Source organism: Kordia sp. (assembly GCF_050633145.1).
In the GTDB taxonomy this organism is placed as follows: domain Bacteria; phylum Bacteroidota; class Bacteroidia; order Flavobacteriales; family Flavobacteriaceae; genus Kordia.
Window position 1 is genome coordinate 42,755 of record NZ_JBOEFY010000052.1, and the last position, 24,978, is coordinate 67,732.

15 protein-coding genes are annotated in these 24,978 nt (G+C 35.0%); 5 read left to right on the top strand and 10 right to left on the bottom strand.

Annotation, left to right across the window (positions count from 1 at the left end):
• Positions 1-7: 7 nt before the first annotated feature.
• Positions 8-1,006 carry a GntR family transcriptional regulator gene (locus ACRBBL_RS21710; protein ID WP_431371195.1) on the bottom strand — a complete coding sequence of 333 codons (999 nt, stop codon included), beginning with the start codon at positions 1,004-1,006 and terminating at the stop codon, positions 8-10.
• Positions 1,007-1,221: 215 nt separating this feature from the next.
• On the opposite strand from ACRBBL_RS21710, the gene ACRBBL_RS21715 reads away from it, so the two are divergent.
• From ACRBBL_RS21715 to ACRBBL_RS21725, 3 genes are read left to right on the top strand one after another with little or no spacing between them, the layout of a single operon-like run.
• Positions 1,222-3,315: a thioredoxin domain-containing protein gene (locus ACRBBL_RS21715; protein ID WP_431371196.1), complete on the top strand. Its 2,094-nt coding sequence runs from the start codon at positions 1,222-1,224 to the stop codon at positions 3,313-3,315.
• A gap of 4 nt (positions 3,316-3,319) precedes the next feature.
• Positions 3,320-4,492 (top strand): MFS transporter, encoded by a 1,173-nt coding sequence (locus tag ACRBBL_RS21720; protein ID WP_431371197.1) that lies wholly within the window; start codon positions 3,320-3,322, stop codon positions 4,490-4,492.
• On the top strand, positions 4,489-5,091 hold the full coding sequence (locus tag ACRBBL_RS21725) for a hypothetical protein (RefSeq protein WP_431371198.1): 603 nt from the start codon (positions 4,489-4,491) through the stop codon (positions 5,089-5,091). The genes ACRBBL_RS21720 and ACRBBL_RS21725 overlap by 4 nt, the downstream gene beginning before the upstream one ends.
• Before the next feature lie 44 nt (positions 5,092-5,135).
• Here ACRBBL_RS21725 and ACRBBL_RS21730 read toward each other — a convergent pair whose 3' ends face one another.
• The 9 genes from ACRBBL_RS21730 to ACRBBL_RS21770 all read right to left on the bottom strand — a co-directional run bounded on the left by ACRBBL_RS21730 (position 5,136) and on the right by ACRBBL_RS21770 (position 21,146).
• Entirely contained in the window at positions 5,136-6,533 is a 1,398-nt protein-coding gene (locus ACRBBL_RS21730) for an MFS transporter (RefSeq protein WP_431371199.1), read from the bottom strand.
• Positions 6,534-6,550: 17 nt separating this feature from the next.
• Positions 6,551-7,927 carry a GntP family permease gene (locus ACRBBL_RS21735; protein WP_431371200.1) on the bottom strand — a complete coding sequence of 459 codons (1,377 nt, stop codon included), beginning with the start codon at positions 7,925-7,927 and terminating at the stop codon, positions 6,551-6,553.
• Positions 7,915-9,336 carry an NADP-dependent phosphogluconate dehydrogenase gene (gene gndA / locus ACRBBL_RS21740; RefSeq protein ID WP_431371201.1) on the bottom strand — a complete coding sequence of 474 codons (1,422 nt, stop codon included), beginning with the start codon at positions 9,334-9,336 and terminating at the stop codon, positions 7,915-7,917. Before gndA ends, ACRBBL_RS21735 begins: the two co-directional genes overlap by 13 nt.
• Positions 9,312-9,806: a gluconokinase gene (locus tag ACRBBL_RS21745; RefSeq protein WP_431371202.1), complete on the bottom strand. Its 495-nt coding sequence runs from the start codon at positions 9,804-9,806 to the stop codon at positions 9,312-9,314. Before ACRBBL_RS21745 ends, gndA begins: the two co-directional genes overlap by 25 nt.
• Positions 9,799-12,042, bottom strand: coding sequence for a glycoside hydrolase family 3 N-terminal domain-containing protein (locus ACRBBL_RS21750; RefSeq protein WP_431371203.1), 2,244 nt, complete (start codon positions 12,040-12,042; stop codon positions 9,799-9,801). The genes ACRBBL_RS21745 and ACRBBL_RS21750 overlap by 8 nt, the downstream gene beginning before the upstream one ends.
• Position 12,043: 1 nt before the next feature.
• The gene (locus tag ACRBBL_RS21755; RefSeq protein ID WP_431371204.1) at positions 12,044-13,036 is read right to left on the bottom strand and encodes an SMP-30/gluconolactonase/LRE family protein; all 993 of its coding nucleotides are present in this window, start codon (positions 13,034-13,036) and stop codon (positions 12,044-12,046) included.
• Positions 13,037-13,108: 72 nt separating this feature from the next.
• Positions 13,109-16,432 (bottom strand): VCBS repeat-containing protein, encoded by a 3,324-nt coding sequence (locus ACRBBL_RS21760; protein ID WP_431371205.1) that lies wholly within the window; start codon positions 16,430-16,432, stop codon positions 13,109-13,111.
• 118 nt (positions 16,433-16,550) lie between these two features.
• Positions 16,551-18,092, bottom strand: coding sequence for a RagB/SusD family nutrient uptake outer membrane protein (locus ACRBBL_RS21765; protein ID WP_431371206.1), 1,542 nt, complete (start codon positions 18,090-18,092; stop codon positions 16,551-16,553).
• An 18-nt stretch (positions 18,093-18,110) separates the two neighbouring features.
• Complete coding sequence (locus tag ACRBBL_RS21770; protein ID WP_431371207.1) at positions 18,111-21,146, bottom strand: SusC/RagA family TonB-linked outer membrane protein; 3,036 nt, start codon at positions 21,144-21,146, stop codon at positions 18,111-18,113.
• 216 nt (positions 21,147-21,362) lie between these two features.
• Between ACRBBL_RS21770 and ACRBBL_RS21775 the strand changes: the two genes are divergently transcribed.
• Together ACRBBL_RS21775 and bglX are read left to right on the top strand one after the other, a co-directional pair.
• Entirely contained in the window at positions 21,363-22,235 is an 873-nt protein-coding gene (locus ACRBBL_RS21775) for an AraC family transcriptional regulator (RefSeq protein WP_431371208.1), read from the top strand.
• Positions 22,236-22,368: 133 nt separating this feature from the next.
• Entirely contained in the window at positions 22,369-24,669 is a 2,301-nt protein-coding gene (bglX, locus tag ACRBBL_RS21780) for a beta-glucosidase BglX (protein ID WP_431371209.1), read from the top strand.
• Positions 24,670-24,978: the final 309 nt, after the last annotated feature.

The following is a 24,978-nucleotide window of genomic DNA, read 5'->3' on the forward strand; positions in this document are numbered from 1 at the left end:
TTAAAAATCATAATGAGTTTCTAATGATTAAACTATTTGTGTTTTCTATTTGCAAATGTTCTTTATTGGTAATCATTTCTGCTAAGCGCTTGCCCATTAAATTAAAATCTGTAGAAATAGTAGTAATACCACCTTCAACAATTTCTTTAAGCAATGTATCATTATAAGAAATAACGCCTATATCCTTCCCTAAAACGAACGCTCGTTCTTTTTTCTTTTTTATTAAGCGTATAAGATTTCTGTCATCAGGAATAATATAAACTTCGCCTTTTGTCAATTCCCTTTTATCAAGCGAATCGATAACTTCAGACTCAAGAGTACTTGTCTCACAAAATTCATTAAACCCTAAAAACATCTCTTTAGGTTGCTTCTCTTCTGAAAAAAGGAGTATTAGTTTTTTATATTTCGTCAACAAAGAATTAGCTTCAGTAAGTCCTTCCTTTATGTCTTTTCTAAAATTTTGATAGATGGATGCATAATTAGAAATCTCCTCATGGGTTTGATCTAGAATATATACCGAATCTTTAGGCAATCTTTCAATAATAATATTTGTAGTACGAAGATTTGCAGGCATTATAACATACGTATTATAAGCGCCTATATTATTCTCAATGAGTTTGTTGAAGATTTCACTATTAAAATGATGAAAGAAGATATCTACTTGAACCGTATCTTTCAAAGCATTTAAAAAGGAATTATACAAATCTTCTTTAAATGAATTAAACTCATCAAATAATAAAAAAATCTTGTGTTTAGTTTCAATATTTGCACTAGAAACATAGTATCCTTTCCCAACTACAGAACGCACAATACCTCTCATTTTTAACTCATTAAAAGCAGACAATACGGTATCTCTTGAAAGCGAATGTTGATCGCGCAAACTATTAATTGACGGCAGTTGATCTCCAATTATTAAGTGTTTATTACGAATAGCATCTTCTATTGAAGCTACAATTTGCTTGTACTTCGGAATCCCAATTTTATCTTCTATATGAACAATATCCATTATACAAATATATATAAAAACCAACTAGTTGGTACTAGTTGGTTTTAACTAAAATAATTCTATCTTTGTTTGTATTAGAATGTTTTTACTTTTTCAATTCACGGAAAAATCTCCTATTCTAGGTAATTTGAAAATTCAACATAATACACTTCACTTTCACATCACATTGTTTGCTTGTATTCACTACTATCTATATATTTGAGAAAAAGCTTTGCATGCGCGTTTTTCAAACATTCTTTCTACTTCTTTTTTTAGTGCTCGTTTCTTGTTCTGAAACTGCAAAAGAAACACACAAATACACCAATGCACTTGCCAAAGAATCAAGTCCGTATTTATTGCAGCACGCACACAATCCTGTGAATTGGCAACCGTGGAATGAGAAAATTCTAGCGAAAGCTAAAAAAGAAAACAAACTCATCTTATTCTCTATTGGCTATGCTTCATGTCATTGGTGTCATGTAATGGAGAAAGAAACTTTTGAAGATGAAACCGTGGCAGCATTCATGAACGAAAATTTCATCAATGTAAAAGTAGATCGTGAAGAACATCCTGATATTGACAAAACCTATATAAAAGCGGTACAACTTATGACAGGGAATGCAGGTTGGCCATTAAACTGCATTACGCTTCCTAATGGTGAACCTATTTGGGGCGGAACGTATTTTGCGAAAGAAGACTGGATGAATTCACTGCAACAAATCGTGAAAATTCACAAAGAAAATCCTGAAAAAACAGCCGAATTTGCGCGAGCGCAAGCACAACGTATGAACTCCTTGCTAAATTTTGCTTCCAATACTGATTCAGATCTTTCAAAAATTTCAACAGATAGCATTATAAATACTTGGAAAGAGCATTTGGATACGGAAGCTGGCGGATTAAAAGAAAATGAAAAATTCCCAAGACCTAGCAATTACAATTTTCTACTTCGATATACAGCTATTAAAAAAAGTGAAACGCTAATGTTTCACGTAAATAGAACACTCCAAAACATTGCCAATCGCGGACTCGTTGATCATATAGAAGGCGGATTTGCTCGTTATACAATAGATAAAGATTGGAACATTCCGCATTTTGAAAAGATGTTGTACGACAATGCACAATTAACTTCTTTGTTTTCGTCTGCATATCAAATTCACAAAAATGAAACTCATAAAAATGTAGTATATCAAACGATCGATTTTATTGAAAAAAAGTTATTGCATAAAAACAATCTCTTCTATTCTTCGCTCAATGCAGATAGCATGAATAAAGAAGGTAAAATGGAAGAAGGCGCTTATTACGTTTGGGAAAAAGAAAAATTGCAAGAACTTCTTAAAGATGATTTTACGCTTTTTTCAGATTATTTCGGAATCAACTCAAATCCTGTTACAGAAGACGGAAAGCATGTACTAATTAAAATGTATGCTGATACCGCTTTCGCTGGAAAAAACAATCTGACACTTGCTGATGTACAAAGTAAAATTGCACATTGGAAAACTATTCTTTTACAAGAACGGAACCTTAGAGAAGCACCAGAAACAGATACAAAAGTAATTACTTCTTGGAATGCCTTAATGTTAAAAGCCTATGTTGATGCCTACAAAGTTTTTGGCGAAGAACGTTTTAAAATACAGGCAATCAACACAGCAAATGCGATCAAAGAAAAACTAATTTCGAGTAATTGGAAAGTTGCACGCAGTCTAAAAAACAAAGCAATTTCAGGTTATTTAGATGATTATGCATATTTGATTGATGCCTTTTTAGCAGTATATCAAATTACTTTTAACGAACAATGGCTACATGATGCAAAATCATTGACTACTTATACGATTGATCATTTTTATGATGCGGAAAAGGAACTATTTGCCTTTTCTGAAACGACAGAAAAAGGACTTTCGTTTAAAGAATTTGATGTAGAAGATGGCGTCATGCCTTCTTCAAACTCTGTAATGAGTCACAATTTATTTAAGCTTGGACATTATTTTGGCAATGAAGATTTTTTATCGAAAAGCAAAAAAATGTTGCACCGTATTTTGCCTGATGCCATTGCGTATCCGTATTTATATTCCAATTGGTTGGAATTGTATTTAAACCTCTCCAATCCGTATTATGAAGTTGTGATTAATGGTAAAGATGCTATCGCAAAAGCAGAAGAATTACATCAATACTATTTGCCAAATATCATTCTATGCGGAAGCACTTCAGAAAGCACATTGCCATTGCTTGAAAATCGTTTTTACGAAGACAAGACCTTTATTTATGTCTGTGTAAATAGAGCGTGCAAGCTACCAACAGAAAGTGTAGCCAAAGCAATTTCTTTGATGAAATGATACGATGAATATACCTAAACACATACTTCCCATTATAGTACTATCGCAATTCTTTTGTACGTCGTTATGGTTTGCTGGAAATGGAGTCATGAACGATTTGAAAATACATTTTTTGTTGGATGAAAATGCATTAGGACATATCACTTCCATACTTCAATTCGGATTTATCATAGGAACGCTCATTTTTGCCATTTTATCTATTGCTGATCGGTATGCACCTTCTAGAGTTTTCTTTGTCTGTGCTTTGTTGGGAGCACTATTTAATATCGCATTGATATGGAAAGGTAACAATTACACAAGCATTCTAATTTTCCGCTTTTGCACAGGATTTTTCTTGGCAGGAATTTATCCTGTCGGAATGAAAATTGCATCCGATTATTATGAAAAAGGACTTGGGAAATCGCTCGGATTTTTAGTCGGAGCTTTGGTTCTAGGAACTGCGTTTCCACACTTATTAAAAGAACTCAAAGGCAATCTTCCATGGGAATTTGTACTCGTCACAACTTCTTCATTAGCTGTCTTAGGTGGGCTACTAATGCTCGTTTTAGTACCAAATGGTCCTTTTAGAAAAGCCAGTCTAAACATAAATCTTTTAGCGATTCCGAAAATATTCAAAAAACAACAATTTAGAACCGCAGCCTTTGGATATTTTGGGCACATGTGGGAGTTGTATGCATTCTGGGCATTTGTTCCTATCATACTAAAAATGTACGTTGAAGTGCATCCAGAAACAGCATTCAACATTCCGTTACTATCCTTTATAATTATTGGAATTGGCGGATTTGCCTGTGTTGTGGGCGGTTACATTGCACAAAAAGTAGGTGTTAAAAAAGTGGCTTTTATATCTTTATTACTATCATGTGTATGTTGTCTCGTTTCACCAGTTATATTTTCCTTTATGTCACCAATAGTATTTGTTTCCTTTTTACTTTTTTGGGGAATGGTGGTCATTGCAGATTCACCACTATTTTCAACCTTAGTTGCTCAAAATGCGCCATTAGAGTTAAAAGGTACGGCGTTGACCATTGTGAATTGTATTGGTTTCTTTATAACCATCATCAGCATTCTACTCATTGATACCTTACGGACGTATATAAATTCACCTACTATTTTAATGATCTTAGCTATAGGACCTATATTGGGTTTACTAGCTTTGATGAAAAAAAGTAAACATTGAAAAACAAACTTAACATATTCTTCATTTCATTGCTGGTTTTACAATTTAGTTGTTCTAAATCCGATACAATATCCTTCAAAGTTTCAACAAATTATTTAGATGGAAAACCCTATCTCTCAAAAACAAAAACCTTTAAAAATTTAGATACTAAAGTTGATATTTCTTTTTTCAAAAAACAGTTTTCAAAATTTTATGGAATCCCAAATGAATTGATCCATGAAAATTTAAAAAATCAAGAAATTACCGAATGGGGATTTAAAGAGAAACCTAAAAAATTATTTGAAAATTTGTCGGAGACTTTCATGTACGATTCAGAAGGAAGATTAATTGAATATAAATATTCAAGTTGTACTATTTGTTCTCAAATGCCTTGGGGCTACAAGCTACTTTATAATAAAAATAATGATGTTATAGAACAACAAATTTATGATTTAAAACAAGATATTTCTGCAAATCAAAACGGACTAATAATAACATATAAGTTTAAAGATGAAATAGATACAAAAATTAAACTGACATATGACAATAATAGAAACATTATTAAATTCGAAAAAATTGGAAAAAAAGGACTTGAGGAGTTAATTGAACTTGTAAAATAAAAAGTATTCCTAAATTCGTAATCTCAATTAAAAATTCAAGCCTTCTACAACAACTTCTCAACTCGTCTTTGCGCCAATGCAGCTTCAACCTCTTTTACTTTCTTTGAAGTCAACGGATAAAATAACAAGGCTACAATTCCAATAAGTACAAATACGGCTGGCACAATGCTCATATTCAACTTGATTCCTTCTAACATTTCAGGTGTTTTTGCCACAGTTTCGTCACCATTATAATTATACCAATTTAAAATCATCAGTGTCATAAATCCTGCCATTCCACCACCAAATTTCATGGCAAATGTTCCTGCCGAATAAATCAATCCCGTAGCACGACGTCCGTTTTTATATTCCGAGTAATCGGCAGCATCGCCCAACATTGCAAAGAACAATACTGGCATTAATCCTGCGCCAAATTCAGAGATAATTCCCAACGTAAAAATAGTTCCAACTTGATTCGCATCTAACCAGTACATAGCGCCTGCAGTGATGGCAGAAAATAAAATACTAATGATGAATAGTTTTGCTTTTCCAAACTTTCGCGTCAATGCAGGTGCAAAAATTGTAGAAATCATAGAGATCACTAGCAATGATAAAAGATACAATCCTGCCAATCCATTCTTTCCGCCCCAAGCGGTTAAACTTCCAAAAAGATTACTTTCATCATTTACATAATGTGTAAAATAATACATCGTCGCACTTTGCTTAATCACGTTATAGGTTACAAATACGAATCCTATAAATAGCAAAATTAGCCAAGCTCTATTCTGAATCAAATCTTTATAATCTTCTTTTATGTCATTGGTTACTACTGCAGGCACACGTTCGCGCGTTGTATAGAATGTAATTAAAGAGAAGCCTGCCAAGATGAATGCCAATACATACATGGTATATTGATACCCTAAATTTTCATTGCCTTGTCCTAAATAATCTACCAAAGCAATGACGCCAATCGTAGCAATAATTCCTCCAAAATATGCTCCAAAGAAACGATAGGAAGAAAGTTCGGTACGTTCTTTTACATCACTTGTCATCACGCCCATTAAAGCAGAATACGGAACATTATTCGCTGTATAAGTCAGTGTGTAAAAGATGGAAGTAGCGTATGCCCAAATTATTTTTCCTGTCAAACTTAAATCGGGCGTTGTAAATTGCAATACCAAAGCAATTCCAAATGGCAAAGCTGTCCATAGCAACCAAGGGCGAAACTTTCCATATTTACTTTTAGTTCGATCGGCAATATTTCCCATAATCAAATCGGTAACACCATCTCCCAAACGAATTATAAATAAAAGCGTCGCTGCTACTGCGGCTTCTAACCCAAAAACATCTGTATAAAAAATAGGTAAAAAAGGACCAATAGTTCGCCACGCAATATTTGCTGCTGTGTCTCCTAATGCATATCCTATTTTTTCTTTAAAGGTTAATTTTGTTTGTGTTGACATGTTCCGAGTTTTAAAATTTATTTGATGAATGATATAAGAACCACGATTGCAAAACTAACCAATGCTAAAATAGTTGTCATCATTGTCCAACTTTGAAAAGTTTGTTTTTCATTAATTCCTAAATATTTACTGACAAGCCAAAATCCGCTGTCATTTACATGCGACATAATCGATGCTCCTGAAGCAATAGCAATTACTAACAACGCTTTATCGATTGCTGTAATATCTACTTGTGCCATGACCAAAGGCGCTGTAATTCCTGCTGCCGTAATCATTGCTACTGTTGCCGAACCTTGTAAAATTCGTACCAGTACAGCAATTAGGAATCCGAAGATAATAATTGGAATCCCCATTTCGGCAAAATATTTTGCTAACATTTTTCCAGTTTCCGTAGTCACAAGCATTTCTTTAAAAACGCCTCCTGCTCCCGTAAGCAAGATAATAATTCCTGTAGGCGCCATGGAAGCTGATGTAATATCTAATAGTTTTTTCTTTGATGTTTTTCGTCGAATTCCTAACACATACCAAGCTATTAAGTTGGCAAGAATCAATGCTACAATTGGGTTTCCTATCAAGCCTATCCATTCTTTAATTTCAAGCGGAATGATTTCTTCGCTTACCAACGGACTGTTGATGATGGTATTACAAACAATCAACAGAATTGGAATTCCTATGATGGAAAGTATCAATCCTACTGCGGGATAATTTTCTTGTACTATTGTTTCTGTAGTAACTTCGGGTGCGTCTACGTGTATTTTTTGAGCAATGTATTTGGCGAAAATTGGTCCGCAAACAATTGCAGTTGGGATTCCTACTAAGAATCCAAATAAAATCACCCAACCTAAATCGGCTTCTAAAATATCTGCTACGGCAATTGGTCCTGGCGTTGGTGGAATAAACGAATGCGTAATTGCCAATCCTGCCAATAATGGAATTGCATAAAGTAATAATGATTTTTTTGTTCTCCGCTGTAGCGAATAAATAATTGGCACTAAAATGATAAACGCAACATCAAAAAATACGGGAATTGCCACTAAAAAACCTGTAATCATTAATGCCCAAGAGGCTCGTTTTTCTCCAAACTTTTTTAGCATAAACCGAGCTAAGGCTTCTGCACCACCAGAATATTCGAGTATAGATCCAAAAATAGCACCCAAACCAATGACGAGCGCTACAAAACCTAATGTATCGCCCATTCCTTTTTTCATGGTTTCTATAATCATCATAGGTTGAATTCCTGCTAAGATTCCAACCGTAATACTTGCAATAAGTAATGCAATAAACGATTGTATTTTAAACTGCAAAATAAGCACTAACAATACAGTGATTCCAGCTAAAACCGATAGCAATAACGGAATGTCTAAGGTTGCTTTTGCTGCGATTACTTGTTCCATGATGCTTTCCAGTTATAATGATATGATTTTTGTGTAGAATCGTTTACTTTTTGAAAGGTATGCGCTCCAAAGAAGTCGCGTTGTGCCTGAATCATATTGGCAGATGTACGTTTGGTTGTCATCATAATCCAATACGAATAAGCTTCTGAAATACACGGAATGTTCAAGCGATTGTCTAAAGCGTATTTTACGATTGTTTTGACTGCAGTTTCTTGCTCTGCGAGTTTTTGTACGATGTCGTTATTGTCTAATAATGAATTATGCAGATAGAAAACAGCAATACTTTCTTGTAAAAGTTCTGATTTGATGATGCAGCCATTTGACCAAATTCTGCATATTTCTGCAAAATCTAACTTCCAATGGTAATTTTCTGAAGCAGCTTTTAATAATTCAAAACCTTGGTGTAAGTTGAGTAATCTGGCAAAACCATATGCTTCTTTGAGTGCTTCAACATCCAATTCGCCAATCGTTTCGTTGCTAGTTTTTACAGCTAATTGTTCTCTTTTTTCCTTGAATGATGAAATATATCTCGCATAAACAGCTCCCGTTTTTATCGTTGTTGGAATTCCTAGTTCCAAAGCTGCTTTGCTTGACCATGAACCTGTTCCTTTGTTTCCAGCTTTGTCAAGAATGGTATCTAATACATATACATCATCATCTTTTGTTTGTAAGATCTGCGCTGTAATTTCCAATAGATAACTAGACAATTCTGTTTGATTCCACTCGTTGAATAACGCAGCAATTTCTTCATAGTTTTTACTTTTAGATAATATCTCATAAAGCTCTGCTAAGAGTTGCATGTCGCCATATTCAATTCCGTTATGCACCATTTTTACAAAATGTCCTGCGCCTTCATTACCAATATATTCGCAGCAGGGTTTTCCATTTTTGTCTTTTGCGGCAATAGTTTCTAATATTTTTGCAACTTTCCTATAGCTTTTTCTATCGCCACCAGGCATTAAAGATGGTCCTTTTAACGCGCCTTCTTCTCCTCCCGAAATTCCCAAGCCTATAAAGTGAATGTTTTGAGCTTGTAAGAATGAGATTCTTCTATTGGTATCTTGATAGTGCGAATTTCCACCATCTATAATAATGTCTTCTTTCGAAAGAAAATGCAACAAACCATGTATAACATGATCAACTGCGTTTCCTGCATTGACCATGATAAGGATTTTACGAGGCATTTCTAAGGCATTGACAAAATCCTTTAAATCTGAAAAACCTTGCACTTTTTTATCTGAATGCGCAGCCACAAATTCTTGGGCAACATTAACTTCTCGCTTCGTTTCTCGGTTGTAAACTGCAACCGAAATATTGTTATTTAAAGCGTTGATGGCAATACTTTTTCCCATCACACCGAGTCCTATAATTCCAAAAGAAGCTTTCATGATACTTGCTTTATTTTGCATGCTATTTGTGTTACTAAATCTGTTGGCGATTCTTCGACAGATAGCTTTATTCCATATATAGGTTCTTCTAATGTATCAAATTGCGATTGCAATAAATTGACGTCCATAAAGTGATTTTTGCGTTGTTTCATACGATCTTGAATCAGTTTAAAATCGCCCTTTAAGTAAATCCATTGCAAATGTTCGATGTTTTTTGACAAGAGTTCTCTGTAGCTTTCTTTCAATGCCGAACATGCTAAAACGACACCTTTTTCTGCTGCTTTTTTTTTGAGTTCTCGATTTATATTTTCAAGCCAAGGTTTTCGATCAACATCTGTTAATGCAATACCATTCGACATTTTTGTTATATTTTCTTTTGGATGAAACACATCTGCATCCACAAACGGAATTCCGATTCTTTCAGCAAGCAATTTTCCAACGGTGGTTTTTCCGCAGCCGCTTACGCCCATGATGACGAATAGTTTATTCATAGCTGAATTTTGCCATTTTTCCTGTTGCTGAATGCTGCCCTACCCAAACGTTAAAGGTTCCTTTTTCAACACCATATACTGATTGATTGTCATAGTATTTTAAATCATCCAACGAAAGTGTAAACGTAATTTCTTTAGTCTCATTCGGCTTTAGCGTAACACTTTTATATCCTTTTAATTCTCTCACAGGTCGCGTAATACGTCCAACCACATCTTGTACATAGAGTTGTGCAACATCACTTCCTTCTCGTTTTCCTGTGTTTTTTACGGTGACTTTTACTGTTAGTTCTTCATTTTTAGAAAGCGTATCGCTTGAAAGTACCAAATCACTGTATTCAAATGTGGTATATCCTAATCCATATCCAAACGGATATTGTGGCAAATACCCAATGTCTAAGTAATGACTTGTGTTTCCTAATGAACTTTGCCAAGCACCAATTGGAATGCTGTCCATTTGCACAAATTCTTCTGGAATTACGGGTCTTCCTGTGTTCTTATGATTGTAGAATAATGGCAGTTGCCCTGCGACTTTTGGCCATGTTACTGGCAATCTTCCGCTTGGTTCTGCAATTCCAAAAACCATATCGTGAATTGCTGGTCCGCCCATTGTTCCTGGATGCCATGTCATTAAAATTGCAGCTACATCATCAATAATGTTTCCGACAGTAATTGGTCTTCCAGCCATAATCACTAATACAATTGGTTTTCCTGTTTTTGCCAATTCTTTGATGAGTTGTTCTTGCGCTCCAGGCAAATTTATATTTGATCGACTATGTGCTTCTCCAGATAAAATAGCCTCTTCTCCACCAATGAATAGAATGACATCTGATTGTTTTGCCGCTGCAATAGCTTTTGAAAAATCTTTGGTCGATTTGTCTCTACTGTATGCTAATCCTTCGACGAAATTGTAGTTTACAGTTGAACTTTGAAACGCATTGATTGGTGTTTTGGTAAATTTTCCATCACCGTCAAAAGACCATGTTCCCAATTGTTCTCTTGGTTTGTCTGCTAATGGGCCAATTACTGCAATGTTTGTTTTGTTGTTTAATGGTAGAATATTGTTTTCATTTTTCAGCAATACCGAACTTTTAATTGCAGCTTCTTTTGCCATTTGTAAATGTGCATCTGCATATAAATTATCGCTTTTGTCTACGCGATATGGTTTTTCAAATAAACCCATTCTGAGTTTTACACGTAAAATATCTGCTACCAAACTATTGATCTGATCTTCCGTTATTTTCCCTTCTTCCAACAACTCTTTTGTATGTATTTCAAAAGCTTTACTAGTCATTTCCATGTTTAAACCTGCATTTAAGGAAATTTCAGCCGCATGTTTTAAGTCTGTTGCAAAACCATGTGGAATCATTTCTTCAGTAGATTCCCAATCAGAAACTACAAAACCATCAAAACCAAAACCTTCTCGCAATATGTTTGTTAATAATCTTCGATCGCCCGAAGCAGGAATTCCGTTCATTTCGTTAAAAGCAGTCATAAAGGTTTGTGAACCTGCATCTACTGCCGATTTGAAAGGTGGTAAATAAATATTGTGCAATTGTGCATCACTAATGACAGCTGTGTTATAATCGCGTCCACCAATAGCAGCTCCATAACCAATAAAATGTTTTGCACAGGCAATCATACTTGTAGGATCATTTAAACTATCTCCTTGAAATCCTTTCACATACGCTTTTGATAAGTTTGCAGCTAAAAACGGATCTTCACCTGGCGATTCTGCAATGCGTCCCCAACGACTGTCTCTTGCAATATCTAACATCGGCGCAAACGTCCAACGAATACCAAAAGAAGCACCTTCAACTGCGGCTACTCTTGATGAGTTCTCAGCTACTTTCGCATCCCAACTTGCAGCCATTCCAAGCGGGATTGGAAAGATGGTTTTGTAACCGTGAATAACATCACGTGCAAAGATTAATGGAATGTTGTTTGGACTTTCTTCTACTGCAATGCGTTGCAATTCGTCTACATATTCTGTATTGTTTACGTTTAAAAACGCACCAATTTTTCCATCGCGAACAGCTTGCTTTAGTGAATCTGATAATTTTCCTTTTACTCTACTCGATGTACCGCGTAGATTTAGCTGTCCAATTTTTTCATCAAGTGTCATTTTAGAAAGTAGATTTGACACTTTTGCTTCGAGTTCGTTTGTTGGTTTTTGTTCTTTTTCACAAGCAACGAGTGCGAATATCAGTATACAAACAAGTGTGTATATATTTTTCATATTAGTGTTGTGTTTTTTCTTCTATTTCTTGAATAACTGGTACGATTGGTTTTTTGAAAAAAGAGCTTTGCATTCCTTTTACATCAAGCTTTATTTTGAATAGCGAACCTGCTAATGGGTATTTTGCCTTTTCTTCATCAGTCATATCTAAACTAGATGTCGTGATGTAAAGAATGTCTAAATTTTCACCACCAAAAGCACAAGAAGTGACATTGTGTGCTGGCACTTTTATTTTTTGAATGAGTTTTCCTGTTTTTGGATTGTAGTTTGCAATACAGTTTCCATTCCATAAACCTACATAGAGCATATCATTTTCGTCAATTGCCATTCCATCGGGAGAACCTTCTTCCTTCGGAATTGTTACAACAATTCTTTCATTAGAAATTGTGCTTGTGGCTTCATCAAAGTCAAATGCCCTTATGTTTGCTGTTGGTGTATCAATATAATACATCGTTTTATGGTCTTTGCTCCATACAATTCCATTAGAAATGGTAATGTTTCCAAGCATTTTATCTACTTTTCCACTTGCTGTTACTTTGTATAGATTTCCTCCAGGATTCGTTTGAGAATAATCCATAGAGCCAATCCACAGATTTCCGTTAGGGTCACATTTTCCATCATTCAACCGCGTTCCTTTGTTTTCTGCTTCTACATCGGTCAATTTTACAATTTCTTCGGTCTTTATGTTTACAATATACACACCGTCATTTAGCGCTACTATGACTTTATTTTCTTCTTTTGAAGGCACAACTGTACCAATTGGCGCAGGCATTTTTATTTCTTTGTCCGTTTTGTTTTTTGGAGAATATACATGGAGTGATTCTCCAATAATATCAACCCAATACAAGACTTCTTTGTTGTAATCCCAAAAAGCACCTTCGCCTAATTTGGCAGGTATTTTATATTCTAATTCCGCAACAAGTTCGGTTGATTTTGTATTTGTTTTGCAACTCATAAGAGCAATCAGCAGAAAAAATAAAGCTGTTTTTTTCATATAAATGTTAAGTGTAAAAAATAGGTTTGCATACTATATGCACAAATTGTGTTTCATGTTATAGCAGTTGTATTATTCCTTGTTATGTTTGATGAATTGTATAAAGTCATTATTCTTTACAGAAAGAATGTATGGTATGTTTCCAATGCTTATGTTTTTTAAATCTTTGACATCTCCCGTAGTATAAAATCCGCTTTGAGTGACTGGTATTGACTGAAAGTTTCCGTTGCCATCTCCTTTTAAGAATGCGCCATAACTTGCGTCGTTTCTGGGTGTTTCTACTTCGGAGTTGTATAAATTTCCTGCAATAAGCGCATCTAAATGTCCATCGTTATCATAATCATCTACTAGTATTTGATTTATACTTGATAGTTGTGCTTGCATTGGTAGCTGGTGAATTTTGAAACCATCTTTTGTATTTTCTAGATAGATACTTGCGAAGGATTTGATTTGATAGTGCAGTGCTTCTTCTAAGTTTTTCTTTCCATACACATCAATGAGTGTTGCCGTTGAATATGCGTCGTAGTTTTTAAATTTCTGCTTGATTCCTGGTACTTGTTGTGATGAACATTGGCGACCACGTACAGGATATTGCTCTCCATCATCGTAGTAGCTGAGTACGATGTCTTCTTTTTTATTTTTATCAAAATCTTCTACATAAATATCGAAAGTTTCATCTTCGGTAGCTTTGTATTTGTAGTTGAGTCCGTTGTTTCCAATTATATAATCAATGTCACCATCATTATCAAAATCACCTTGATTAATGCTCCACCACCAACCTGTAGTTTCTTGCAGTTTCATTTTTTCGGTAACGTTTTCAAAAACGCCTTTGTTATTTTGCAAAATGGTTATGGGCATCCATTCTCCGACAAGGATAATATCTTCCCAAGAATCATTGTTGAAATCTGTAATAATAGCGCTTGTTGCCATTCCTATTCCTTCAAGAAAAGGCGCTGTTATTTTTGTATTGTCTTCAAATTGTACAGTAGTTTTTGTAGAACTGTTTTCTAGGATGTAACTAGATGTTGGAAACGGATATTTTCCAGGAATTTGCCTTCCTAAAACCAATACATCTTCTTTTCCATCTTTGTTATAATCTAAAGTATATGCACGCGATCCACTAATGTTATTACTAGGAATTGCCATTTCACTTTTTTGAAATTGACCATTTCCGTCGTTGATATATAAGCGGTCTTTTAGAAAATTTGATTTTTCAGAGAATTCATATCCGCCACTTACAACATATAAATCTTGGTCACCATCTTGATCGGGATCAAAGAATAAAGCGCCAGTATCTTCTGAGATTTTGTCTGCATCAAAAGCAGTTGTTATTTGTGGTTTGAACCCTTCTTTTGTTTGTAAATACAATGTAGAAGGCGTTCCAAATGAACCACCAACAAAAATATCTTCTAAGCCATCTTTATTGACATCGGCAGTTTCAATTGCTGGTCCAAGTGTAGACATTTTGTGCGGTAATAATACTTGCTTTGCAAAATCGTCATGATCGTTTTCTAGGTGTTTGATGCTTTGGGAAAGTGTTGTATTGGTAGTGAATAGTGTAGTTTTTGGGTGTTGGGTATTAGGTGTTGGGTGTTGGGTATTTGGTGTTGGATTTTGGGTGTTGGGAGTAGCCTGATCGTGGTTTAGAATAAGTGTTTGATTGGCTGTAATATTTTTTTGTGTGAAGATATTTCCATCATTCCAAATGACCTTGAGACTGTCTATTTGGGTTGCTTTTTCTAATCCGAAATGTAATTCTGGTGCAACTGATGATTGAAATCCTCTTGTTAAGGTCAATTCTTGTACTTGTTGTTGTCCGTCCACATATATGATAGCACGTGAGCCTAAACCGTTCTTGTTTGTCGTAGTTCCTTTGAATTGAATTTTCAGGTAATTGTTTGAAGCATTGTTTTGAAAGATGACTGCTTCTTCATCAATATTGTTTAGGATGATTTCTAAATCGCCATCATTGTCTAAATCGGCATAAACTGCACCGTTTGAAAATCCTTTGTGTTCAATTCCCCAATCTTGGTTGGCTTTTTTGAATTCCAATCCGCCAAGATTTTTAAACATGAAGTTGTCTATTTTTTCACTTGGAATTTGTTGACTCTTTTCAACGAGTGATAGTTTATCATATTCTTTTTTGCCTATTTTTTTGAAGAAGTCTTTGTTGTTGATTTCTTTTCGAGTTCCATTACTTACAAATAAGTCTTTGTGTGAATCGTTGTCGAAATCAGCAAATAATGGCGCCCAACTCCAATCGGTAGAAGAAGTTCCTGTAAGGCGTGAAATGTTGGAGAATTTTGGCACACCATTCTCCATAAACCCAGAGTTAAGTTGCAAACAATTGTGCATGTATTGATAGTGAAATCCGTAAAGTACTGTTTCATAGAACAAGCGCGGATTCATACTTGCCATGTTTGCTTTTTGACGGCGGTTGCTATCTGCGTCCATATCCGCTTGAAAGATGTCTAAAAAACCATCATTGTTAATATCGGCAATGTCAACGCCCATTCCGTAAAACGCCGTTTGATTTGTAGCTTCTTTGATAACTTCTTTAAAGGTTCCATCTTGATTGTTGATGTACATAAAATCTGGAATACTGTAATCGTTTGAGACATACAAATCCAGCCAACCGTCATTGTTAATATCTGCAGCAGCGATACCAATAGAGAAACTATAATTTTTTACGCCGGCTTCTTCCGATACATCGGTAAACGTTTCGCCATCGTTTCTGTAGAGTTTGTCAGATTCAATCGAATTGACATTTTCCATTCGATTTTTATAAATCATATTTGGCGTAGACGGATGTGCTATTGGGTAGTTTGCCAAATACATGTCTAAATCGCCATCGTTATCATAATCGAAAAAAGTAGCTTGGATAGAGTTTCCTTCGTCTGCAATGCCATATTTTTCGGCTGCTTCTATAAAGGTGTTGTCTTTGTTGTTTACGAATAGTTGATTTTTTTTGTTTCCATCTTTTCCAGCTACTGAGCAATAGATATCTAAATATCCATCGTTATTTATGTCAACCATTGTAGTTCCTGTATACCAACGATTGTCACCTTGTGTATTGCTTTTTTGCGAAATATCTTCAAATGTTAAGTCGCCTTTGTTTAAGTATAATCGGTTTTGAACTTGATTCCCTGTGAAGAAAAGATCGGATAATCCGTCATTATTGACATCGCCTACAGAAATACCTCCACCCATGTAAATTGAAGTGTATTGAAAGTAGTTTAATGAATCTGTTTCAACCAATTTATTGTTGAAAGTAACCTTTGTTTTTTGTGGATCTAACTTCGTAAAAAGCTTTTCTGTACTGACAACTGTGTCATTTTTGGGAGAACAACTATAGATGAGAAGAAAAAGAATAAAAGTGTTGCTCAGTCTTTTCATTTGTGAGTTAGATTTAGTGTATAAATAACAAAGCAGCATGGTTACATACTGCTTTGTTACAGCAATTCAAATACTTATTTTGAATAAAAAGTTGATAGTATCTTTATCCTAAATTATATTAGTAACCAGGGTTCTGATCAGCTATGGTAAGCTCTCCGTTTTTGTCTATTTCTGTAATAGGAATCGGGAACAAATCATTTTTAGGTGCATATCCTGTACCTGCCAATTCGGTTGCTGCTCTTCCCCATCGAACTAAATCCCAGAAGCGTTGTCCTTCATGAGCAAGTTCTAAGAATTTTTCTTCTACAATAGCATCAAACAAATCGTTTCCTGCAAGTGATGTACTTACATCTGCCAATCCTACTCTGTTTCTAATTTTGTTTAATTCTGTACGTGCGCTTCCGTCTTGTCCTGCTTTGTTATATGCTTCTGCAGCTAATAATAATACTTCTGCATAACGGAATATTCTAAAGTTTGTGCTGTAGTTTAATTCACGAACTCCACCATCACTAGTTTCTTCTGCTCTTGAAGCATACTTAGTTCTTATAGCACCTTCATAATCCCAAATAACACCTCCAGTAGCACTTGTCGGATCTACATTTCCACCAGCAGCTATTAATTCAGCTTCTGTAAGAAGTGTTGCAGATTTTCTAGTAACATCACCAGCAGCATCAAATGCAGATACAAGTTTCGCTGTTGGTAAGTTGAATCCCCATCCGTTTAATAATCCTGTACCAGTTACGTCAAAGATTCCATCTCCTCTAGGGCCCATTAATTGAATGTGTAAGTTACTTTCGTTTCTTCCGCCCCAAGCGATATTTCCCCAATCTCTTCCAGAGGTAGATACGAATCCTAACTCTACTAGTGATTCTACTCCAAATTCTGAATCGATTGACCAAACATCTGCTACGTTTCCTTCTAAATCGTGTGATGGATTTCCAATAACTGATTCAAAGAAAGGAATTGATTCTGAGTATCTTTCTTGAAATACCAATACTTTCCCCATTAAAGCTTCTGCTGCTCCTTTAGAGAATCTGAATTCGTCAGCCAATGCCGATTTTGCAGGTAAGCTTGCTATTGCGTCTGTCAAGTCTGCTTCTACTTGCACATAAATTTCTGCTCTTGTAGATTTTGCTAAACCGAAATCTGCTGCTCCTTGTGGAAGTGTTAAACGCAATGGAACGTCTCCAAACATTGTTGTTAATTCGAAATAACACCAAGCTCTGATGAATTTAGCTTCAGCTGTTGCTCTGTCCTTGTTACTTAGCGTGCTTTCTTTTAAGCTTTCAATAACTAAGTTAGCAAGTGCAATGGTGCTATAAAAGTTATTCCATACACTTTCAATAGATCCGTTTGCTGTTGAGACATTAGCATAATCATCAATATCTTGTAACTGCGGTTGGTCACTAGAGTTTCCTCCAGCGGCGTTTGCATCGTCACCAGGTAATAATTTTACTAAAAAGGCACTGTGCCAGTCTCTACTATAATTTAAATGCATTAAGTCATAAATTCCTATGACTGCAGCTTCTACATTTTCTTCCGTTTGGAAAAACGTCTCTAAGTCTTCTACGTTTTCAGGTTCGTTTGTAGTGAAATCATCACTACATGCCATGAATCCTAAAAATAATACTAAGGCGGTTAAAAAAATATTTTTCTTCATTTTCAAAAGTTTTTTTGATTAAAAATCTAGAGCTAAGCCAAAAATCATTCTAGCGGCTGTTGGGTAATATCCTCTATCTACTCCGATGTCATTAAATCCAAAGTTTCCAATTTCTGGGTCTAATCCTCTGAATTTAGTGAATGTAAAGTAATCATCTAAAGATAAATATAATCTCAGATTATTCACATGCAGTTTCTTAGCCATGCTTTGCGGTAATGTATACCCAAATTGAATTTGCTTAATTCTCATGTACGAACCATCTTCTACCATCAAGTCAGTATCGTATGCATCTGTAATTGTTGCTGCTGATGGGAAAGTTGCATTGTCACCTGGGTTTTGCCATCTTTCATCAAAATAATGAACTGGCTTGTTAGTGATAGGTCTAGAAGGTTGGTTGTACGATGTAAAAATATCGTTCCCTAAACTTCCTTGGTATTGTAAGTTGAAATCAAATGCTTTGTATTGGAATGCGATGTTTCCTCCAAATAGTACATCTGGATGTGGTGAACCAATGAATGTTTTATCTGCATTTGTAACATTTCCATCACCATTTGTATCTACTCTTTGTAGTTCTCCTGTTGTTGGATCAACACCATTTGTTTGGTATCCGAAAAAGTACCATGCTGGCAAACCTTCTGTAAATCTTGTAATTCCATCATCATTTTGTGGCGCTCCTGCTCCTCTAATTGATGTTCCTGGCGGTAAGAATAAGATTTCTGTTACTTCATTATCTAAAGTAGATAAGTTCGCATTGATTTGATATTTGAATTCGTTATCGTTGTTTGAATATCCAACTTCAAATTCTAAACCTTTATTTACAATAGTACCAGCGTTGAATTCGTTAGATGTAAATCCTGCAGAACCTGGCGTAATTAGGCTACCATCAGATACAATTAAGTCTTCCGTTGTTTTCTTAAAGTAATCTACAGAGAAACGCAATCTATTTTTTAATGCTCTTAAGTCAATACCAAAATTGGTTTGTGTAGATGTCTCCCAAACTAAATTTGTATTTGCAAATCCAGTAATTTGTGCTCCACCTTGACCTAAGTAATCGATTGGCAATCCATTAATATTTCTTGTGATACTGATAATATCTGAATTTCCTGCAAGATTAGACTTGTTACCATTTTGCCCCCAACTTCCTCTTATTTTGAAGTAGTTTATGGCAGAATCTTGATTCCAAAAATCTTCTTTAGACAATACCCAACCTCCAGAGAATGCAGAAAATGTACCTGCTTTGTTAGCAGTAGGGAATTTATCTGATCGGTCACGTCTTATAGATGCTTCAAACAAATATTTACCTGAATAGTCATAAGACAATCTACCATACATTGACACTAAGTTATCTCTAAACGTGTTAATGTTTTCTGTTCTATCATCTACTGTATATCCTGGTAAATTTAAATCGAATCCTGTAAAATCAGAAATCGCTACCGATCCAGTTCTTGATGAAACCGTTGGCACTTCAAAATCTTCCGCAGAATACCCTGCTAACACAGCGAAGTTATGATTATCGAACGACTTGGTATACGAAGCAAAGTTTTCCCATAACCAACGTTTTGTACGAACACGTGATTCTGACATTGTGTATGTTGTATTTTGCGCTTCAGAAGCAACAAAATAAGGTGTAATTGTATTTTCGTTTGAAAAATCGCCATACTCATATCCAAATCTAGATGTGAAATTCAATCCATCTAAAATGGTGAACTTACCATAGATTGTAGATAAAAATTGGTTGTTATCGTTTAAAGTTCTGTTTACATCTGCCAATGCAACAGGATTTATTGTTTCTCCTGTTGAGTATGTTGGATATCCGTATACAGCACCATAACTAGTCGTTAATAATGGTACATCTGGAAATCCGTTGGTTGCAGCTCTGTTAAACACTTCTGCAGGCACTTCTCCTACACCATACTTAACAGGCGTTAATGGGTCTAATACCAATGCATTTTGAATTACACCACGCGTATCATTATTTTCCTGCACTCCTCTTCTCTTTATAAATGAAGTAGTAGCACTTGCTCCAGCTTCAAACCATTTAGTCACTTGACTTTTTAAGTTTATTCGTAATGCAGTTCTTTTAAAAGAAGAGTTTTCTTGAGACACAATACCATCTTGATCTGTATGTGCTACAGACGCGTAATACGAAACTCCTGCAGCTTCTCCAGATAAACTTACGTCATAACGCTGCATAAAAGCAGTATCAAACACTGCATCAATCCAATTGGTATCAACTCCATTGTTTACTACAGACGTTACTCCTGCTTCATTCATATACGTTACAAACTGAGATGCATTCATTAACTCAATATCACTCTGTAAAAATTGAAGACCAATTTGCGAACTAAAGTTCACTTTTACTCCTTTTCCTTTACCTCTTTTCGTAGTAATGATAATTACACCATTTGCACCTTCTGTACCATAAATAGCTGCCGAAGCTGCATCTTTTAATACTTCAAGGTTTTCAATGTCTGATGGTGGAATATTATCAATATTAGAAACTTTCATTCCATCTACAATAAATAATGGTTCCGAGGATCCGCTTGATCCAGTACCTCTAATACGAATTCGAGCACCTGAACCTGGCGAACCAGATGAAGACGAAACGGTAACACCCGAAGTACGTCCTTGTAACGCTTGCTCTACTCTTTGATTAGATACACTTTTAATATCTTCGCTATTTACACTTGAAATAGCTCCAGTTACCAAGCTTTTCTTTTTAGCTCCATAACCTACTACGACAACCTCATCTAATGAGTTTTGATCTTCTTCAAGTGTGACATCAATTGTCTTTTTGTCTCCAACAAGAATTTCTTGAGGTTTGTAACCGACATAACTATATACTAAAATATCAGTTGACTTTACATTTTTAATAGTGTACTTACCATCAAAATCTGTAGCGGTTCCATTACTTGTTCCTTTTACGGTAACATTTACACCTGGAATTGGACCGGTGGCATCAGAAACAATTCCTGTAATGTCTTGTGCAGATAGCACACTGAACGATGACAGTAACATTATTAGGAAAAAGTTCTTTAAAAAATTGTTTTTCATATTAGTTAATTAATTAGGCTTTTTTTTAAGATAAAAGTATTTTTTAAGACATTTATTATCAAAAAATGAATAAACATGATGTATTATTTTCATCTTTTTAACAAAAAATCATTTTATTTGTACAAATGTATACTCAATATTAACAAACCTTTAATACAATTTTATCAAAAGTCAATGTATTTTCTTTAAAATTATGTTAAAACAAGCCAGATATTCATGCAAAAAAAGATTCATAGAGAGATTACACAGCTATCTCAGTCCGATAGCTTCCTTGTATATTATAGAATAAAAGATGATTTTGATTTCCCGCTACATTTTCACCCAGAATACGAATTAAACTTTATTTTTAATGGTGATGGTGTACGAAGAGTTATTGGCGATCACATGGAAGAAATTGGCAAATACGAGTTGGTTCTTGTAGGTCCAAATTTACCCCATTGCTGGGAATTGCACAATTGCAAAAACAAAGAAATCCACGAAGTCACTATTCATATTCATAACGATTTACTAAGTGAAAAGTTATTATCTCGTAGAGTATTTAAGTCTATCAAAGACATGTTAAACAGATCTATTCACGGAATCTTATTTTCTGAAAAAATCACAAAAGAAATCATGCCAAGACTGCTTGAACTCCCTAAAACATCGGGAATTGATTACTTCTTGGAGTTTATTTCTATCCTGCAAGATTTATCAAACTCTCGAAATCAAAAGCTATTATCTACTTCTTTTTCAAATTACAATGAGTTTGAGAATAGCGACAAGATCAAAAAGATTTACGAGTACATTCAAAGCAACTTTCACCGCAAGATTACTCTCGATGAAATCTCCGCTTTAATCAACATGACTCCTGTTTCTTTTAACCGATTTATAAAAAGTCGAACAGGAAAAACATTTATTGCTTTCACTAATAGTACGCGCGTGAGCTATGCTACTCGCTTCCTTTTAGAAACCGACTTAAGCGTAGGTGAAATCGCTTATAAATGTGGCTTTAACAATCTAGCTCATTTCAACAGAATGTTTAAAAAGATAAAAAAGGCAACCCCAAGTGAATTCAGAGCAGAGTTTAATGGAATTCAAAAAGTGCTATGATACTATTTTATCATTTTACAACCAAAATATACTTTTTAATACAAAAAAATATCATGTTTTGATTATTTATGTACAATAGCACTCACAATAATATCATACTTTTACAAAACTTAATTCAACAAAAATAACACCTATGATTAGACAACATTATAAGATACTAATAGCTGCGGGTATTATGTTAAGTTTTTTTGGATGTGGAGTAAACAAAAAAAGTGGTTCAGGAATGGAAATGGTAAAAATATTATCAGTGGATAAAAGAGTTGACTCGCTGTTAGCAAAAATGACCTTAGATGAAAAAGTAGGTCAAATGAATTTATATAATGGTTTTTGGGACGTTACTGGACCAACACCTAAAGAAGGCTCAGCAAAATTAAAATATGAGCATCTAAGAAAAGGTTGGGTTGGAGCTATGCTAAGTGTAAGAGGTGCTAAAAATGTACAAGAAGTACAACGTATTGCCGTAGAAGAAACACGTTTAGGAATTCCTTTGTTGATAGGGTTTGATGTTATTCACGGATATAAAACCTTAAGTCCTATTCCACTTGCCGAATCTTCAAGTTGGGATTTAGAAGCCATCGAAAGTTCGGCACGTGTAGCCGCAACCGAAGCTTCTGCTGCAGGAATTAACTGGACATTTGCTCCAATGGTTGATATTTCAAGAGATCCACGCTGGGGAAGAGTAATGGAAGGTGGCGGAGAAGATCCGTATTTAGGAAGCAAAATTGCCAGCGCACGTGTAAAAGGATTTCAAGGAGACGATTTAACAGACAAAAACTCTATCGCAGCTTGTGCCAAACATTTTGCTGCTTATGGTTTTTCGGAAGCTGGAAAAGAATACAATAGTGTCGATATTGGAACATCTACATTATACAATACGGTACTTCCTCCATTTAAAGCTGCGGCAGATAGTGGTGTAAAAACGTTTATGAATTCATTTAATGAACTAAATGGCGTTCCCGTTACAGGAAGTGAGTTTTTGCAAAGAGACATTTTAAAAGGCGATTGGAATTTTGATGGTTTTGTTGTTTCAGATTGGGCTTCTATTAATGAACTAATTTTCTGGGGACATGCCAAAGACAAGCGTGAAGCCGCTATTATTGCAGCAAATGCAGGTTCTGACTTAGACATGGAAGGATATGTATATGTAAAAGAACTTGTAAAACTTGTAGAAGATGGCGTAGTAAAAGAAAGCATTATAGACGACGCTGTACGAAGAATTTTAAAAGTAAAGTTTGAATTAGGATTGTTTGACAATCCATATATGTATTGCGATCCTGCAAATGAAAAAGAAAACATCGGCCATGCAAAACATCATGAAGCGGTACTCGATGTTGCTAAAAAATCTATAGTGTTATTAAAAAACGAAGGAAACTTACTTCCACTAAAGAAAGAAGGACAAAAAATAGCATTAATCGGACCGCTTGCTGCCGATAAAAACAGTCCGTTAGGAAGCTGGCGAATTGCTTCCGATGACAATACAGCTGTTTCTGTTTTGGAAGGAATGGAAAAATACAAAGGCAATTCTTTAACACATAAAAAAGGAGTAGACTTAGTAGTTGAGCACACTGCTTTTATTGAAGAAGTTGTGATAAACACCACCAACCGAGATGGTATTGAAGATGCTGTAAATACAGCAAAAACAGCAGACATTGTTGTTATGGTATTGGGCGAACATGGTTTTCAAAGTGGAGAAGGTAGAAGTAGATCTAGTTTAGATCTACCAGGCTTGCAACAAGAATTACTTGAAGCCGTATATGCTGTAAATAAAAATATTGTTTTGGTATTAAACAACGGGCGTCCACTCGCAATTGAATGGGCAGCCAAACATATTCCAACAATTGTAGAAGGATGGCAACTAGGAACACAATCTGGTAATGCCATTGCACAAGTATTGTATGGCGATTACAACCCAAGTGGAAAGTTACCAATGACATTTCCACGAAATGTGGGACAAGTACCTATTTATTACAATCATAAAAGCACAGGAAGACCAACCAACGATAATGACAACGTATTTTGGTCACATTATATTGATGTAGAAAACACACCATTATATCCTTTTGGACACGGATTGAGTTATACAACATTCGAATACAAAAATTTCAAAGTTCATGGAAATGAATTTACCATCGGTGAAAACATTAAAGTAACTGTCGATGTAACCAATACAGGAGACTACGACGGAAAAGAAGTTATACAATTATACATAAGAGATTTATTTGGAAGCATTACGCGTCCTGTAAAAGAATTAAAAGGTTTTGAATTGGTGCACTTTAAAAAAGGAGAGACCAAAACCATTGAGTTTACACTTACTAATAAAGAACTTGGTTTCTTTAACAACCAAGGGAAGTATAAAGTAGAAGCTGGTGATTTTGAGGTGTTTATTGGCGGAAGCTCAAACACGGTTCTTAAAGACACGTTTATTTTAAAATAATTCATTCTTGTATACACCTACAAGAATCAATTCATACATTGGTTTATTTATTAATTCATTAGAAAAGATGCTCTGTTTATTGGGCATCTTTTTTTCTTTAGGTCGAAAAGCAACAAAGCATTGAAGTGCCTTTACCTATTGTAATTGATTGAAAATGTATTTAAAGCTGACCAATCCGTACTATGGAGTTGTAATTAATAGTAAGAATGCAATCGAGATTCAATTAAAATAAATGTTTCCATAATTTCTCGACTGCATCCTAAATGACAAGTACTGATCTCGTTAAACTTAACTGCCATTTTAATAATT